Here is a 14,590-nt window from a genome sequence, read left to right on the forward strand (position 1 = left end):
TATATGCTTCAGTCTATCCTTCATGTGATCATTTTCTTGCTCGCATTAGTTTTTTCAAATGTTATCAATAAAATTTTCCCTAAGTTAGCCCTGCCTTTAGTGCAAGTTCTCATAGGGATTCTTTTTGGTTTTGGGGGAATTTCAGAATTTCTTCATGTTGAACCGGAATTCTTCCTCGGCTTCATCATTGCGCCGCTCTTGTTTCGAGAGAGTACAGAAGCAGAAGTGAAACGGATTGTTAAACACCGACATTTGATTTTTGTGCTCATATTTCCGCTTGTTTTTGTTACTGCTCTGGGATTAGGCGGCATATTACATCTGTTCTACATGAGCATTCCTTTAGCCGCTTGTCTGGCTTTAGGAGCTGCGCTAGCCCCAACAGATGCAATTGCTGTGGGTACATTATCGACCCGTTTTGTGTTTCCTCAAAGAATCATGAATATCTTACAGGGCGAAGGACTCTTTAACGATGCATCCGGTATCGTATCCTTCCAAATTGCTGTACTTGCACTTGTGACAGGGACTTTTTCTTTACCGCAAGCGACACTTAATTTGGTACTGTCCATTATAGGGGGGCTTTGCGATTGGTATTGGGCTTTCGATTTTAAAAAATAAAATCTTAGAAATTCTTGATGATGTTGATGCGCGTGATGTCAGTGGCTATCTGATGTTGGAGTTCGTTATGCCGCTTGCGGCATTTGCTTTGGCCGAAGTTTTGCATGTTTCGGGAATCATCGCCGTTGTTGTTGCTGGTATCTTCCAGTCCAATGGTTTTAGGCCGACTACTGTGTTTGATGCACAAGTCACGCGGGTCAAAAATAGTGTATGGGAAACGATTGTGTTCATGTTGAATTCCAGTGTCTTTATCTTCCTTGGAATTGAGTTACATAGTCTTGTTTTCCCTTTCCTTTTTGATCGGACATATTCTGTTTTTTGGCTGGTTTTTGTCGTACTGCTCTTGACTTTCGCCCTATTTTTCCTAAGGTTTTTAATCTTATTGACTTATTATTTGGTAACCGTCAAAGATAAGGGAGAAATCTTTCACTCCTATTGGAGCGAACTGTTATTGTTGACCTTTTCTGGCACCAAAGGTACGGTTTCCATTGCGACCATACTCCTTTTACCTCAGCTTGCTGATAATACGAACAATTTATTAATCTTTTTTTGCGCCTCAGTTACTGGACTAAGCTTTCTTGTGAGCTTGCTGGCCTTGCCTTACTTTGCGGTTGAGAAAAAACGCACGGTCAATAATTTGACCGTCATCGCAATTTTAGGTGATGTTGTGCAAGAATTACGGGAAAGAGTTACCGAAAAAGCACAAAATGGCTACCATCTTGTGATTGCCGATTATCAAAATCGGATTCAGAAGCTTATTGTAGAGCAGGAAAGTGCTGGAATTACAGAAAATTTTAACACTTTGCAATTATTAATTATCCGTGTAGAAATTGAAGGGCTGGAAGATGCGTTGGAAAAAGAGAAAATCTCAATGCGCACCTATCGTACCTACCACCGCTATATCCATACTTTGGAGCAAGATTTGGCACATGACTTGGTTTCGAGTATTCAGTTTGCCCAAGTGGTTACTTTGCGCGCTTTAAAGGTTCTAAAAACGCGTATTTCCCGGTTCGACTTTCAATTTTCCCGTCCAAAAGTCGAAGACATGGAAGAAACGCGTCAAGAGATTAGTAACCTTTACTTAGACAATACAGAACTTGTTCTTGAACTTTTGGAAAATTTAGGATCAATTTATAATGCACAGCTTGTTGACTTTCTCCAAGCAGAGCGCTTCCGTCAAGCGGAACATATTGCACAAGGAAATTGGAACTATGTCAATGGATTTCGTGTAGCTACGGAATTGACGAATATAGAAGAATTGATGGAAGCCTATTATTTAGAGCGTAAGGTGATTTTTGAATATGAGCATACAGGACGAATTGCCCTTAATGAAGCTAAAAAATTGCGTCAAACAGTTAATCTTTTGGAGGAATATGCCTTAGCAAGCGACCATCGCTCTTTCCTTTACGATTTATTTGAGTTTCGTAAAAAAAGAAAAAGAAAATAAAAAGCGTGTGAGCGCTCTTTTTTTTGACCAAAAATAATTTTTTGTGATATAATAAACTTATCTTCAGGGCACCGTGAAATTCGGGACCGGCGGTTAAAGTCCGCGAAGCTGAAAAGCTTGATGTGGTGGAATTCCACAACCGACAGTAAAGTCTGGATGGGAGAAGAATAAGAAATAAGACCAGCTCTTTTTGGGTTGTGTCCGTTTTCGCCAATATTCAAAAACTCCCTTCAAAATGAAGAAATATTATTTTCTATTTTGGAGGTTTTTCGTGTCAAATTCAAAAACACGTCGACTCACACTTATCGCAATGCTCAGTGCAATTTCTTTTGTACTGTCCTACCCAATGTTCCAATTTCCTTTGGTGCCAAGTGCAAGCTTTTTAAAGATTGACTTTACAATCTTGCCTATTCTGATTGGATTATTTATGCTTGGCTTGAGCAGTGCCTTTGCCATTCTTATCATTCGTTCGCTTTTGTGGTTACTTTTAAATAGTGACGGAGTGAATACTTATATTGGTTTACCAATGAACATCATAGCAGTCAGTGTCTTTGTACTGGTGCTTTGGTTCTTTCTCCGCCATAGATTTAGCTTACGTAACTATATTATGGCAACCATTTTGGGGACGTTATCTTTGACCGTGGTACAGGTGGTTCTTAACTATGTGTACGCTATACCACTCTACTCAATGTTCGCTCACTTTGATATTGCAACAATGTTCCCTGGTGGTATTTCAGCTTATATTGGTGTCGTTGTTGTCTTTAATATTTTACAAGGTCTCATATTTGCAGGAAGCTTTGCTTTGCTGTACTGGGCTCTTCGTGGATCAAAAGCCATCAAATTTATTAACGCTTAAACAGAAAATAGAGCCTATCACTAAGGCCAAAACCAAAGACAAAATGATCATGACTTCGTCAGTGGTCATTTTTTTGATTTTTCTTTCACTTGCCTCTTGCATTTAAAAAAAACATCTGTTATAATAATGGAAGTTCTGAAAAGGACTGACCGAAGACAGTTGGGGACATAAGTCATAAGCATCCAACCGAGGACAAACATTTTAAACAATGATTGAACTCTCTATGTCTTTTGGTCGTGGGGATTTTTATTTGTAAAAATTCTTACGAACAAAATAAAATGGAGGTAAACAAATGAGCGATTACAAAGTAAACGAAGCAACTATTGCTAAGAAAGCTGAGTTGGTTGACGTATTTGCAGAAAAATTCGAAGCTGCGACATCTATCGTTGTTGCAAGCTCACGTGGTTTAACTGTAGAACAAGACACTCAACTTCGTAAAGAGTTGCGTGAAGCCGGTGTGGAATTCAAAGTTGTTAAAAACTCAATCTTGCGTCGTGCAGCTGAAAAAGCTGGACTCGAAGGTTTGAACGACAGCTTCGTAGGCCCATCAGTAGTAGCTATCTCAAACGAAGATGCTATTGCCCCTGCTAAAATTTTGAGCGAGTTTGCTAAAACAGCAGACAAACTTGAAATCAAAGCTGGTGTTATCGAAGGAAAAGTTACAAGCAAAGAAGAAGTTGCAGCTATTGCATCTCTTCCAAGCCGCGACGGTCTTCTTTCTATGCTTCTTTCAGTGCTTCAAGCACCTGTCCGCAACGTGGCTCTCGCAGTCAAAGCTGTTGCAGAAAAAGAAGAATCAGCTGCTTAATTCCATATGGAAGAACAGTAAGCAAATTTTATATCGGCGGATTTACGCAACAAACTAAAATTTACTAGGAGAATCAAAATGGCATTGAACATTGAAAACATCGTTGCTGAACTTGAAACAGCAACAATCCTCGAACTCTCTGAGCTCGTTAAAGCAATCGAAGAAAAATTTGACGTAACTGCAGCTGCTCCTGTAGCAGTAGCAGCTGCTGGCGGCGAAGCTGCAGCAGAAAAAGATTCATTTGACGTTGAATTGACAGCAGCAGGCGACAAAAAAGTTGCTACAATCAAAGCTGTTCGTGAAATCACTGGTCTTGGCTTGAAAGAAGCTAAAGAACTCGTTGATGGCGCACCAACAATGATCAAAGAAGGCGTTGCAACTGCAGAAGCTGAAGAAATCAAAGCTAAATTGGAAGAAGCTGGTGCTTCAATCACACTTAAATAATCATTTAAGTTCAATTTAGATGCAAAAATCCAAGTTTTTGGATAAGATTGCAATAAAAAACAGCCATTATTGGCTGTTTTTTTTTTCTATATTTATGGTGGATATGGACGACATAGTCCAAATATTCCCTTGTATTTCTGCGTAAGAAATTATATTTTTGTTATACTAGATTTATAATAGAAACTGGCTCAAATATAAGAAGGAGTGAATATGATTGATAAATATGACCTGCCCAAAGAAGAGTTACTTACTTTACTTGTGGAGGAATCCAAGTTAGCACCACAACACCAACTGCCAGGTGAAGAGATTGAGGGGGTGAATGTTACCATGCAGTTTTTGCGTGATGAAACTGGTCAAGTGCGTTATCTTCCGCGCCGTAAAGTGATGGGTTATGATCTTGATGGCGTTATTTTTTCTATGAAGAAAGCCATTGAATGTACCAATCAAAAGTTAGGGACCAACTTAAATATTGAAACGATGGAAGCTATTGATTATGAATTAATCTACTATGCAACAATGGATGAAGATATTCAGCGAAAAATTATAAGAGAAAGTACCCCAAACCGTAAGATGGTAGAAGATTTAGCAGAAGAACATTTGAATGGAGCAGAAATAGTACTGATTACAGCGCGTCATGTTTCTTATGCTAAAGAGACGATTGAATCGCTTAATCGATTCGGTATTTACTATGACAAAATTTATTTTACTGAAGAGAAACTGCCGTTAATTATCGGCTTGGACATTGACTGGTTCTATGATGACAAACCGGAAACAATCGCCGCCATTAAAAATCATAAGGTACGCACCAAAGCTGTCCTTGTCTCAGCACCCTATAATCGTGGGGCCACAGATTATGACTATCGCTATAAAGTAGGACTTGAGTAGCAGAGTAAAAATCAACACAACAAAAAGCTACGCAACCTTGAAAAATGGAGCAGGTTTTATGTGTTCAAATTTTCGCCTCTGTTACAGACCAGATATATCCTGAAGGGTCTTCGATATTAATGACACGTTGCCCATGAGCGATGAAGGAAGGATTTTCAGGCGTGCCTGGAGCAACGACATGTCCGCCATTGTCTAATGCTAGCATTGAAGTTTTGTCAATGTTTCTCACATAGATTTGAAGAATGTATCGCTTGAAATCCCCAAGAAGAAAATTACTGTCTTTACTGGTGTTTCAGGCTCTGGGAAATACAGCCTTGTTTTGATACACTTGCCGATGAATCACAACGCCTCTTAAATGAAACCTTGCCTGCACCTGTCTGACATTAGCCGTCTGATGAAGATTATGAATCATTTTGTTGAGCAAGGCAATACCTTGATCGTGATTGAACATCAGTTAGATATCATTCGTCAGGCGGACTGGACTGGATTATTGATAGAGGTCCAGAGGGTGAATCAGCAGGTGGCGAAGTGATTTACGCAGGACCGTCCGCTGGATTACGAAATTGTTCAGCTTCACTTACTGCCCAATATATCTAATAGGAGACATAAAGATGTTACAAGTTATTCTGCATATTGATGAAAACCACAAATGGAACACACTCCTCTCTAATGTAAAGAATCTCAAAGAGTGGCTCACTCAGAATAAAGAACCAGGAAAGATTGAGATTTTAGTGAATAGAGAAGCAGTAGAAATGGCACTCAAGACCTCATCAGTGGATCTTGCGGAAGTCCTCAAAAGAGACGTCAAAGTTGCCGTTTGCCAAAATTCTTTAAACATGAGAGGCTACAAAGAAGAAGAGTTACAAGAAGGCTGCACAGTTGTACCTGCTGGTATTGTAGAACTCGTTCAAAAACAGAACTCGGGTTTTGCTTATGTTAAACCATGATGCATTTTAGTTTCAATATAGAACATAAAATCATCCCCGATTATTGGGATGATTTTATTTTTTATGAAGCTATGGAGTATATTTTAATTAAAAAAAAGACCTCCTATGAGATCTTTCATTTTTTAATTATTCAGCAGTTTTCACAGCAACTTCGCCTGAAACTTTAAATTGGTTAGCAGCATCCAATGCTTTATATGCGTCCAATTGTTCTTGAGTTGCGAAGTAAAGATTACCATTGATTTCAGATGGGATTGTTTTGCCATCTGTACCTTTCATATCGCGAGCTTTGATAGATGCATTTTCTGCAACGTATACATCACCTTTAATATTACCGCCCTCGAGGTCAAAGCCAGGAGATTTAATGATCAAACGTTTTGTAGTCAAAGTAAATGAATCTGTTACTTGGTGTTTGTCATTTTGTGCGATCAATGCCAATGTACGTTGAATTTGACCGTTCTCATTCATGAAGATACCATCTACAGTAATATCTTTATCAGCCGCATCAATGTCTGATTTACCAGATACTAACCAAGCACCTTTAGCGCTCAATCCTGAAGCCAAAACATCAGCCGCATCTGTACCTGTTGTTGCACCAGTTTGAGTATCAGGTCCGTTGCCTTCAAATTCGTGAGTAACTTCACCGTGTTCACCAATAGTGATTGCACCCATAGGGAATTCAAGTACTTTACCTTCTACAACTTTAGTTTCACCTGTTACTTTTGGTTTTTGCTCTTCAGGAAGTTTATTATAAGCATCCATGAGATCTTGGCTAGCAAAAGTCAAGTTACCGTCGATAGTTGCTTTTCCATCAACACCTTTACCATTTTGGGCACCAAATCCAGGTGCGAATACTGCCACATCACCTTTAATTGTACCGTTAGAAAGCTTGAAACCTGGGGATTTTACTTCAACTTTATCAACAGTTAAAGTGTAACGGTCAGTCACAACATGGTTATCATCTTGCGCGTAAGCTGCCAGTTTACGAGTGATTTGGTTTTTGCTAGCGTAAACACCCTCAACAGTTAAAGTTTTACCTGAAGCATCCATGTCTTTTGTGATCGCTGCTAACCATGAACCGTTTTTAGACAATCCTTTTTGTAAATCTTCAAAACTGTTTGCTCCAGCAGTTGCTCCTGTGAAGGCATCAGCTGATTTACTGCTGTCAGATTGTTCAGTTTTCGCATCGTTATTGCCTTTTGCTGAGTCATTGTTGTTGCCACATGCTGCAAGCAAGAAGATTGAAGCTGCTGACAAAGTTACGATTGAAGCCAATTTAGTGGTTTTCATTTAGTTTCTCCTAAATAGTAAATTTGTATGGGTCTGTTTTTGAAATCGTTCGCAAACCCTGATAACTTAATTTTACCATAAAAAATTAAAGATGCAAGAAATTGCCGGATTTTTCACAAAAAAAAATTTCCGGATTTAAATTTTTAAAAGAGTTGTTGGATAGTGATAAAATATTCTCTTAGTGATTTTAAGTGAAAGAGATGTGTTTGTTTATACATGGACGTGTTCTCAAATTTCTTTTTCCATTTTGTTATAAAAACAAAGAAACAGATGTTATACTTCACTTCACTCCTTAAATTTAGGGCTGTTAGTGGAGCAGTATTTGCCTCACAGACTACTTTATCTGGATCAACACAGGAAATGCGCACAATACACAAGAAGAAATAAATGCAGCAGAGATATAAGGAGGATTTAGAAATCGTTCAGTACGACTTGACGGCGGGTAAACATTATTTAATGGAAAGTGACCCTTTCTTTCAATTATCAAAATAGAAGCGAGAGGCGATGGAAACAGAAAAATTAAAAGCCAGAATTGAAAAGTTAGAGAAGAAACATAGACATATGACCATTGGATTATTTATCCATGATGTCATCCTGATTGCTTTGTCTGTGGCGGTGAGTTACTTGTTTTTATCTTAAGAAGAAAAGATGAAAAAATCCAGAACGATTAGCGTTCTGGATTTTTATGTTTCTAAGTTAGGTATTTTTTATTTTTGAAAAAAGATCCCGCCATTGCCACGGCTGATTGAATTTTAAAAATAAAGGATAAGTAAGACTGATAACAGCAGTTACCCATAAAAGACTGCCCACTGTGTCCGAAGGATAGTGTACACCCAGCAAGAGACGTGAAAGCATTGTTAAAAGAATCAATACAAAGGCACTTAAAGCGAGAAATACTTTGAGAAAAGCAGAATTTATTTTGGGTAGTAGGATAAGGAACAGGCAGGCCACGAGCGCAGCAATGAAAGTGACGTGTCCGCTCGGAAAACTCATCCCTTGTTCCCTTAAAAATTCAGGCACTCGATAGGCTTCTGGTCGAACGCGTCCGACAATTACTTTAAAGACATTCGCTCCTGTTGAACAAAGCGTGAGGACAAGCCCCAACCATACCGGCGCCATTTTTTCTCTCGTAAAAAAAAGAAACATAAGTCCAGCAAGTAGGGAGACTAGAGAGAGAGGGACTAAGGAGTGGTCAATAAGTGTAGAAAGTTTTAACAAAAAGTCATTGCTTTGTAGATGTCCGGCAAAGGTTTGTAGCTTAGGGTCTACAAAAGGAAGAGGACTTTCTAAAGCTTGTCTTTTGATGATCAAGGCAAGTACAGCAAACAGAAAAAGACTTGTTATACCGCATAGATACCATCGTTTATTGTTCATGTTTTCTCCAATACGCGTAAATTTATTTTATTGTTTAAAAAACTTCTTGCTTTGAAAGCAAGAAGCAGAGATTTGAAAATAGGCTACAGGCAGTAACAAGCTAAATTTTATAGTTTTGTTCTGTAACCTTTTTTCAACCTAGTAGATTATATCATATAAAATTCATTTAAAACAGGTAAATGACGTTAATTTACAATCTATTTACATTGAGAGGAGGAAAAAGATTTTTATGATAATGGTTGTCTATCAATAATCGAATTGTGAACTTGGTCATTAATTGAATTGTAATTTTGACTCATTCATACTGAATGGGTATTCAAGTAAATATTATTCTGTTGACGAGACATATAGGTTTGGACGAATTCTTAAAAGAAGGATTAGAGAGATGATGGCTGAGCCCATGATGCTGTACATATTTTATTTAAACAGGTGATCTGACTTAGCTGGATTTACAGTTGATATGAAATAAAATTTATTTAAAGAAGCAAATAAGTGCATGACAACGGCCTATATCATAACTGAGAAAGTATCCTCAACCAAAGCTGCCTTTTTCTCGATTTTGGCTGAATTATAAAAGGATTTATTCAGAAGCTTCTTTACGATTTCTTAAGAACACTTGGGAAATACTCTCAAGTGTTTTTATTATACATTCTTCTCAACATTTATTCTTGACATATCAAAAAGATAGGTTTACAATTGTAAACACAGGAGGCGGCATATGGAACTACATCATATATCTCTACTTACAGCTGACTTTGAGCGGAATTTTGATTTTTATGTTAATATTTTGGGCTTGCGTTTGGTTAAAAACTCTATTAATCAAGGCAATATCTATATGCGCCATGTGTATTATGGGGATTTTATGGGGACGCCTGGAACTGTAGTGACTTTTTTTCCAGATCAACGCTTTGATGTAGAACGGCAAGAGGGGACGAACTATTTGTCAGGTATTCAATTCAAAATTCCTAAAGATTCTACAGAATATTGGTCGCAACGTTTTAAAAAGTTTGGTCTAGAATACCAACACATAGACAATACTTTGCAGGTTCTTGATTTTGACAATATTTTACTTGAGTTTATCGAAGTAGAAGAAAAAAACCAAGATGCTCACATCAATGTACTGTCAGATGTACCGGCAGCTTTCCAAATTACAAGGCTTGGGGGCAGTCGTCTCTACAGCTCAAAGCTTGAGGAGACACGGCTCTTTTTCCAAGAGATGATAGGGAGCGAGGAAGGCATTACGCTTCTGCCCGCAAAAACTTCAGAAGGCCACCGAGTGTGGGGGAGAGGCTCTATTGACCATATCGCTTTGCAGTTCCTAACAGCAAAGCACTTGATATGATTTGGGAAAGAGCGCTAAGCTTAGGTTATGAGAGAGAGTTATACGCGGATCGTGGTTACTTTCGATCGGTATATCTTAAAGAGCCAGGCGGTGTAAGAATTGAGTTTGCGACTCCAACTCCAGGCTTTACTCTGGATGAATCAATTCAAGATTTGGGAAGCAACTTAGCTTTACCGCCACGATATGAAGCAAAACGTCAAGAACTCTTGCGCTATTATCAAAAGCAAGGTGTTCATTTTAAAAAAGAGAAAGAAGAAAAACATGAAAATTAAAGTCCAACACCTTAACGGTCGTCAAGAAAGTAAAGCATTCGCTAACGTAGAAGAATTTGTTCTCCTCCAAAATCGCGAAATCCCTGCTTTAGAAGATTCAGCTAAAGTATTAGAACTAGAAATTGATGGTCAAAGCCGTGAATTTGAAGGAAATATTGCTGCACTCTATTTTGAATTGAGCAAATAATAAAAAAACGCCTGCTTGGCGATAATCATACATGGAGAAACACAATGACAAGTGGACGTTTATCTGCATTTACAGACGGCATTGTTGCCATCTTAATTACTGTAATGGTTTTAAATCTGCGCATTCCTAAAGGGCCGAACTGGACGGACTTATTTGATATGGGATTTATTTTCTTAACCTATCTTGCAAGTTTTTACCTTTTGGCTATCTATTGGAATAACCATCATCATCTTTTCCATTTGGCTGAACGTGTTTCAGGCAGAATTCTGTGGTGGAATGTCGTGCTTTTATTTTTTATGAGTTTCATACCTTTTACCACAAACTGGCTGTCTGAATTTTCAGGTTCAAAAACGCCTGAAATTGTTTATGCTGTAAATAACTTATTTATTGATATTATTTTCAATATCTTAAGCTATGAAATTTTTAAATCAAGAAATTATAAGCTAAAGGACATGCACTGGGTGTGGAAAGGCGGTTTCTCTATCCTCATTTTAATGGTGGGTATTGTGCTGACGGTTTTACTGCCTGTGGCTCAGATTTCATTAGTGGCAACAATCTTGAGTATGATACCGTGGGTAATTCCCGATAAGCAGATTGAAAATTATGTCAATAAAAATTAAACCATCTATTGCCGAAATAAAAGTGACCAAACACAGCGTTGAGCCACTTTTATTTTGTTGAAAGAAAAATATATTATGTTAAGATGAAGAAAAGGGAGAAAAAGCATGATCAGAAAAATGAAGCCTGAAGATCTGCAGAAAGTTGTAGAACTTTGGCTGAGAGTTAATATTGCTCATCATCGCTTCATCAAGCGTGAATATTGGCTTCATCAAGCTGCAGCTGTTGAAGAAGCCATGAAAGATGCGGAGATATATGTTTATGAAGAAAACCAAAAAATTATTGCTTTTGTCGGTTTGATTGACCAATACATTGCAGGTATTTTTGTGAGCAACAGTATGCAATCTAAAGGTATTGGCAAAGCACTTTTAGGGCATATCAAAGCTTCAAATCAAACGCTCTCTTTAAAAGTTTACCAGAAAAATGAGGCTGCTCTTCGTTTCTATCAAAGGGAAGGCTTTAAAATAGTGTCTGAAGGCTTAGATGAAGATAATAATGAAAAAGAGTATTTAATGACTTGGAAATAAAAAAGAACCATATTTTGGTTCTTTTTTATTTGACTTCCAATCCCTTGCTATAAAACTCTGGTAAGATGAACTGGTCGTTATTTTCAAACTGTAAAGCCAGACTTAGCATCAATATTTCCGAGTTTTTCTTCCCCCAGAGTTGGATACCTTGGGGCAGATGTGTTTCTTCCTCCAAGTAAATGGGAAGTGACAAGGCAGGTTGCCCTGTGAGATTACTGATGAAGTTGTAAGGAGTGAAAGCCAAGGAGTTTTCAAATGCTTGCTCTATAGTGCCAATCTGTTCAGAAAAGTTGTATAACTCCATGTGTTTCAATTTTTCCGTAATATTAGGATGGATGAGTGCTTCATCTATTTTGGGTGCTGTTTTTGCTGTTGTTGGCGTTAAGAAGAGATTAAAATTTTTAAAAATTTCTTCATCAAATGTGGCACAAGCGCTATCCCACTGATTTAAAGCTTGAATATAAGAAGCAGCATCTGCATTGCGGCCAGCTTCTAACAAGGCATAGGTCAGTGGTTCTACATCACTGTTAATTATCTTGCGGTCATTAGCAATCTCCCAAGGCTTCAGCATAGCATATGTTTCAGCAGCATTCATTTGATAATAGGTTTGAATCAAAGGTCGGGCATCGAAAGGAAAAGCAACTTCGGTCAATTGATGACCTTGAGCTTTTAGAAAATCCACGGCTTTTTGAAGAGCGGCCTTAGAAGTGTCCGAAAGAGTTATTCCAGATACCGGTGATTCAAAGGAATAAGCAATGTTTAAAGCTTTATCTGGTTCGGTGAGATGGTGCAGTTTTTCTTTGTCCAATAACGCCGTTTGATAAGGATCGGCTTCTTGTTTACACTGCATTTCCGCTACAAAACTTGCTGTATCACGTACGGAAACAGTTAGAGCACCAGTAGTTGCAGCGCCCTGCCAGCCTCGATAATTTCCTGGTCCTTGAGGCATAAGACCTCGTGTCATTTTCAGACCAATAAGACCAGAAAAAGAGGCAGGAATACGTATAGAGCCACCGCCATCAGATGCACCGGCCATGGGGAAAATACCAGAAGCTACAGCGGAAGCAGCACCACCTGAAGAGCCACCAGAGTAATAAGCTGTATTCCAAACATTACGTGTGTCGCCATAAAGAGCGGAGTCCGTAATATTTTTAAAACCAAATTCGGGAGAATTTGTTTGTCCAAAAGGGGTTAGGCCAGCCTCAAGAGCAGCTTTAACAAAGTTATCGTCTGAAAGGGCTATACTGTCTTCAAAAAGTTTTGAACTTGAAGTTGACGGAAGTCCTGCATGATCTTGTCCTAGCATTTTTAGGGGAAAGGGAAGGCCGGCGAAATAGCCGTCTTCTGTTTTTGAAAGATCGACTTTAGTCTGATTCAAGTCATAAGCAACGATAGCATTGTATTTTGGATTGATTTCTTCCAGTTTTTTTTGAGTACTTTGGAGTAACTCAGCAGGACTGATATGACCAGCACGGATTTTTTCTGCCCAATATGTAGCGTCTTTAATCTTTCTCATCCTTCATTTCTTCCTCTCTAGGAGTAAAATCGCCACCGAGATATTTTTCAGAAAGTTTTTTCATCGTTCCATTTTCTTGAAGTTTTACCAAGGCTTTATTGACTTTCTGTTGTAGATCTTTGTCTTCTTTTTCCTTACCAAAAATGAAATAGCTAAATCCTGTATGTTTATCTGTCTCGCCTAAATCAATTGGTTGGACTTTTAAATCATAAGCATGTTGTTGAATGATTTGTGTGAGTGAAATTTGATCGTAAATCACAAAGTCACTTTTTCCTGAATCGACATCAGCAACATAAGAAGTTAATGGATAGCTGGCATCCATATATTTTAAGTTCATTGCCTTGTCAGGATTTTCCTTGTTCCAGTTTTCAAGCATTGTTGCCACTTGAACACCAGATAAGACTTCGGTTGTTTTTCCGGCTAAGTCATTCAAGGATTTGACTTGTAAGTCTGGTTTAACTGCTACCGAAGTTGCTGACTTGGAGAGAGGTAATGAGTAATTGTATTTTTCTGCGCGCTCAGGTGTCCAAGAAAGCGCATTTGCAGCCATTTGAAAACGTCCATTATCAATTCCCGAAAGTACGGAATTAAAATCAATCACTTGGAATTTTAATTTGTACTCAGGAAGTTCTTTGAAAACAGCGCGTGCAAGTTCAACATCGTAACCTGTTAATTTATCGTCTTCCATATAAGTATTAGGCTTTGAGTTGGCATTTGTAGCCACGATAATTTCCTTTGGTTCAGGCTTAACGTTTTCTTTTTTGCTGCAGGCGGTCAAAACCCCAAAAGAAGTGAGAGAAAATAAGGCTAGACCTAAAACTAATTTTTTGTTCATTTATATATAACGGGTTTTTGCAAACCCTTCCTTTCTGTATATTTTTATTTTAGCAAATTTTAAAAATTCAGAAGCTTTTTATGTTTACAAATTTTTGGTATGATCAAAAAGAACAAAAAATAGGATAGAGGAGATAAAAATGGCAAAACATATCTTTACATCGCAAATTAACTGGCCTGGTGGACGCAATGCTGTAGGTAATCTGGAAACAGCTGCATTAAATGAGGCGATTTCGATTCCGTCTGTGATGGATGGTCCAGGTGTGGGGACGAATCCGGATGAAATGCTCTTGGGTGCCGCAAGTACTTGCTATACGATTACACTGGCAGCTTTACTTGAACGCAATGAGATTGCAGTTCTTGATTTCAAGGTCGAATCTGAAGCAACGGTTAATGTCGAAAAAGGCGTTTTTACTTATGAAAAAATTGTACATAACCTTTATTTGAAAATTGATGAAAAGGCAGATTACGACAAGACTTATCGTCTTGCACAATATGCTGAAAGTTCTTGCATGATTTCGAGAGCCTTGCAAGGCAATGTTGCAATCGAAGCTAACATCCAGTTAGAGAAGAAAAAAGCAAGTTAAACCAGAGCCTCCATTTTTATTTTAGGGAAGGGTAAGTATTAACA

At 38.2% G+C, this 14,590-nt stretch carries 18 protein-coding genes, 1 pseudogene, 1 riboswitch and 1 other annotated feature; of the genes and pseudogenes, 14 read left to right on the top strand and 5 right to left on the bottom strand.

Annotated features, from left to right (window positions below; all coding sequences use genetic code 11):
- Positions 1–3 precede the first annotated feature (3 nt).
- From PYW30_RS04755 to PYW30_RS04775, 5 genes and pseudogenes are all read left to right on the top strand, one after another.
- Positions 4–2,062 (top strand): annotated as a pseudogene (locus PYW30_RS04755) (cation:proton antiporter).
- Positions 2,063–2,117: 55 nt separating this feature from the next.
- Positions 2,118–2,234, top strand: a riboswitch (FMN riboswitch).
- A gap of 99 nt (positions 2,235–2,333) precedes the next feature.
- The gene (locus tag PYW30_RS04760; RefSeq protein ID WP_042217850.1) at positions 2,334–2,918 is read left to right on the top strand and encodes an ECF transporter S component; all 585 of its coding nucleotides are present in this window, start codon (positions 2,334–2,336) and stop codon (positions 2,916–2,918) included.
- 131 nt (positions 2,919–3,049) lie between these two features.
- Positions 3,050–3,176, top strand: a sequence feature (ribosomal protein L10 leader region).
- 34 nt (positions 3,177–3,210) lie between these two features.
- Positions 3,211–3,726: a 50S ribosomal protein L10 gene (rplJ, locus tag PYW30_RS04765; RefSeq protein WP_004257506.1), complete on the top strand. Its 516-nt coding sequence runs from the start codon at positions 3,211–3,213 to the stop codon at positions 3,724–3,726.
- 78 nt (positions 3,727–3,804) lie between these two features.
- Positions 3,805–4,170, top strand: coding sequence for a 50S ribosomal protein L7/L12 (rplL, locus tag PYW30_RS04770; protein ID WP_004257497.1), 366 nt, complete (start codon positions 3,805–3,807; stop codon positions 4,168–4,170).
- Positions 4,171–4,380: 210 nt separating this feature from the next.
- The gene (locus PYW30_RS04775; protein WP_016170940.1) at positions 4,381–5,055 is read left to right on the top strand and encodes a 5' nucleotidase, NT5C type; all 675 of its coding nucleotides are present in this window, start codon (positions 4,381–4,383) and stop codon (positions 5,053–5,055) included.
- Positions 5,056–5,119: 64 nt separating this feature from the next.
- On the opposite strand, the gene PYW30_RS04780 is transcribed toward PYW30_RS04775, so the two are convergent.
- Positions 5,120–5,260, bottom strand: coding sequence for a VOC family protein (locus PYW30_RS04780; protein ID WP_162174783.1), 141 nt, complete (start codon positions 5,258–5,260; stop codon positions 5,120–5,122).
- A 198-nt stretch (positions 5,261–5,458) separates the two neighbouring features.
- Between PYW30_RS04780 and PYW30_RS04785 the strand changes: the two genes are divergently transcribed.
- Together PYW30_RS04785 and PYW30_RS04790 are read left to right on the top strand one after the other, a co-directional pair.
- On the top strand, positions 5,459–5,587 hold the full coding sequence (locus PYW30_RS04785; RefSeq protein WP_269150444.1) for a hypothetical protein: 129 nt from the start codon (positions 5,459–5,461) through the stop codon (positions 5,585–5,587).
- Positions 5,588–5,666: 79 nt separating this feature from the next.
- Complete coding sequence (locus tag PYW30_RS04790; protein ID WP_042217849.1) at positions 5,667–6,002, top strand: DsrE family protein; 336 nt, start codon at positions 5,667–5,669, stop codon at positions 6,000–6,002.
- A gap of 126 nt (positions 6,003–6,128) precedes the next feature.
- On the opposite strand, the gene PYW30_RS04795 is transcribed toward PYW30_RS04790, so the two are convergent.
- Positions 6,129–7,289, bottom strand: a complete 1,161-nt coding sequence (locus tag PYW30_RS04795) for a hypothetical protein (RefSeq protein WP_042217847.1) — start codon at positions 7,287–7,289, stop codon at positions 6,129–6,131.
- Between the two features lie 504 nt (positions 7,290–7,793).
- Between PYW30_RS04795 and PYW30_RS04800 the strand changes: the two genes are divergently transcribed.
- Positions 7,794–7,928: a hypothetical protein gene (locus PYW30_RS04800; RefSeq protein WP_255204091.1), complete on the top strand. Its 135-nt coding sequence runs from the start codon at positions 7,794–7,796 to the stop codon at positions 7,926–7,928.
- 57 nt (positions 7,929–7,985) lie between these two features.
- On the opposite strand, the gene PYW30_RS04805 is transcribed toward PYW30_RS04800, so the two are convergent.
- Positions 7,986–8,663 carry a phosphatase PAP2 family protein gene (locus PYW30_RS04805; RefSeq protein WP_042217844.1) on the bottom strand — a complete coding sequence of 226 codons (678 nt, stop codon included), beginning with the start codon at positions 8,661–8,663 and terminating at the stop codon, positions 7,986–7,988.
- Between the two features lie 718 nt (positions 8,664–9,381).
- Between PYW30_RS04805 and PYW30_RS04810 the strand changes: the two genes are divergently transcribed.
- The 5 genes from PYW30_RS04810 to PYW30_RS04830 all read left to right on the top strand — a co-directional run bounded on the left by PYW30_RS04810 (position 9,382) and on the right by PYW30_RS04830 (position 11,609).
- Positions 9,382–10,005 (top strand): VOC family protein, encoded by a 624-nt coding sequence (locus PYW30_RS04810; RefSeq protein WP_232254488.1) that lies wholly within the window; start codon positions 9,382–9,384, stop codon positions 10,003–10,005.
- On the top strand, positions 10,002–10,277 hold the full coding sequence (locus tag PYW30_RS04815; RefSeq protein WP_232254487.1) for a VOC family protein: 276 nt from the start codon (positions 10,002–10,004) through the stop codon (positions 10,275–10,277). Before PYW30_RS04810 ends, PYW30_RS04815 begins: the two co-directional genes overlap by 4 nt.
- Positions 10,267–10,464 (top strand): DUF4649 family protein, encoded by a 198-nt coding sequence (locus PYW30_RS04820; protein WP_004257475.1) that lies wholly within the window; start codon positions 10,267–10,269, stop codon positions 10,462–10,464. The genes PYW30_RS04815 and PYW30_RS04820 overlap by 11 nt, the downstream gene beginning before the upstream one ends.
- 44 nt (positions 10,465–10,508) lie before the next feature.
- On the top strand, positions 10,509–11,084 hold the full coding sequence (locus tag PYW30_RS04825) for a TMEM175 family protein (RefSeq protein WP_019299289.1): 576 nt from the start codon (positions 10,509–10,511) through the stop codon (positions 11,082–11,084).
- A 105-nt stretch (positions 11,085–11,189) separates the two neighbouring features.
- Entirely contained in the window at positions 11,190–11,609 is a 420-nt protein-coding gene (locus PYW30_RS04830) for an N-acetyltransferase (RefSeq protein WP_042217842.1), read from the top strand.
- Between the two features lie 25 nt (positions 11,610–11,634).
- Here the strand turns inward: PYW30_RS04830 and PYW30_RS04835 are convergent, their stop codons facing one another.
- Positions 11,635–13,125 carry an amidase family protein gene (locus PYW30_RS04835; protein ID WP_042217840.1) on the bottom strand — a complete coding sequence of 497 codons (1,491 nt, stop codon included), beginning with the start codon at positions 13,123–13,125 and terminating at the stop codon, positions 11,635–11,637.
- Complete coding sequence (locus PYW30_RS04840; protein WP_042217838.1) at positions 13,112–13,960, bottom strand: transporter substrate-binding domain-containing protein; 849 nt, start codon at positions 13,958–13,960, stop codon at positions 13,112–13,114. Before PYW30_RS04840 ends, PYW30_RS04835 begins: the two co-directional genes overlap by 14 nt.
- A 139-nt stretch (positions 13,961–14,099) precedes the next feature.
- Between PYW30_RS04840 and PYW30_RS04845 the strand changes: the two genes are divergently transcribed.
- The gene (locus tag PYW30_RS04845; RefSeq protein ID WP_042217836.1) at positions 14,100–14,546 is read left to right on the top strand and encodes an SACOL1771 family peroxiredoxin; all 447 of its coding nucleotides are present in this window, start codon (positions 14,100–14,102) and stop codon (positions 14,544–14,546) included.
- Positions 14,547–14,590: the final 44 nt, after the last annotated feature.

Origin of the sequence: Lactococcus garvieae subsp. garvieae, assembly GCF_029024465.1 — a bacterium.
Classification (GTDB): Bacteria; Bacillota; Bacilli; order Lactobacillales; family Streptococcaceae; genus Lactococcus; species Lactococcus garvieae.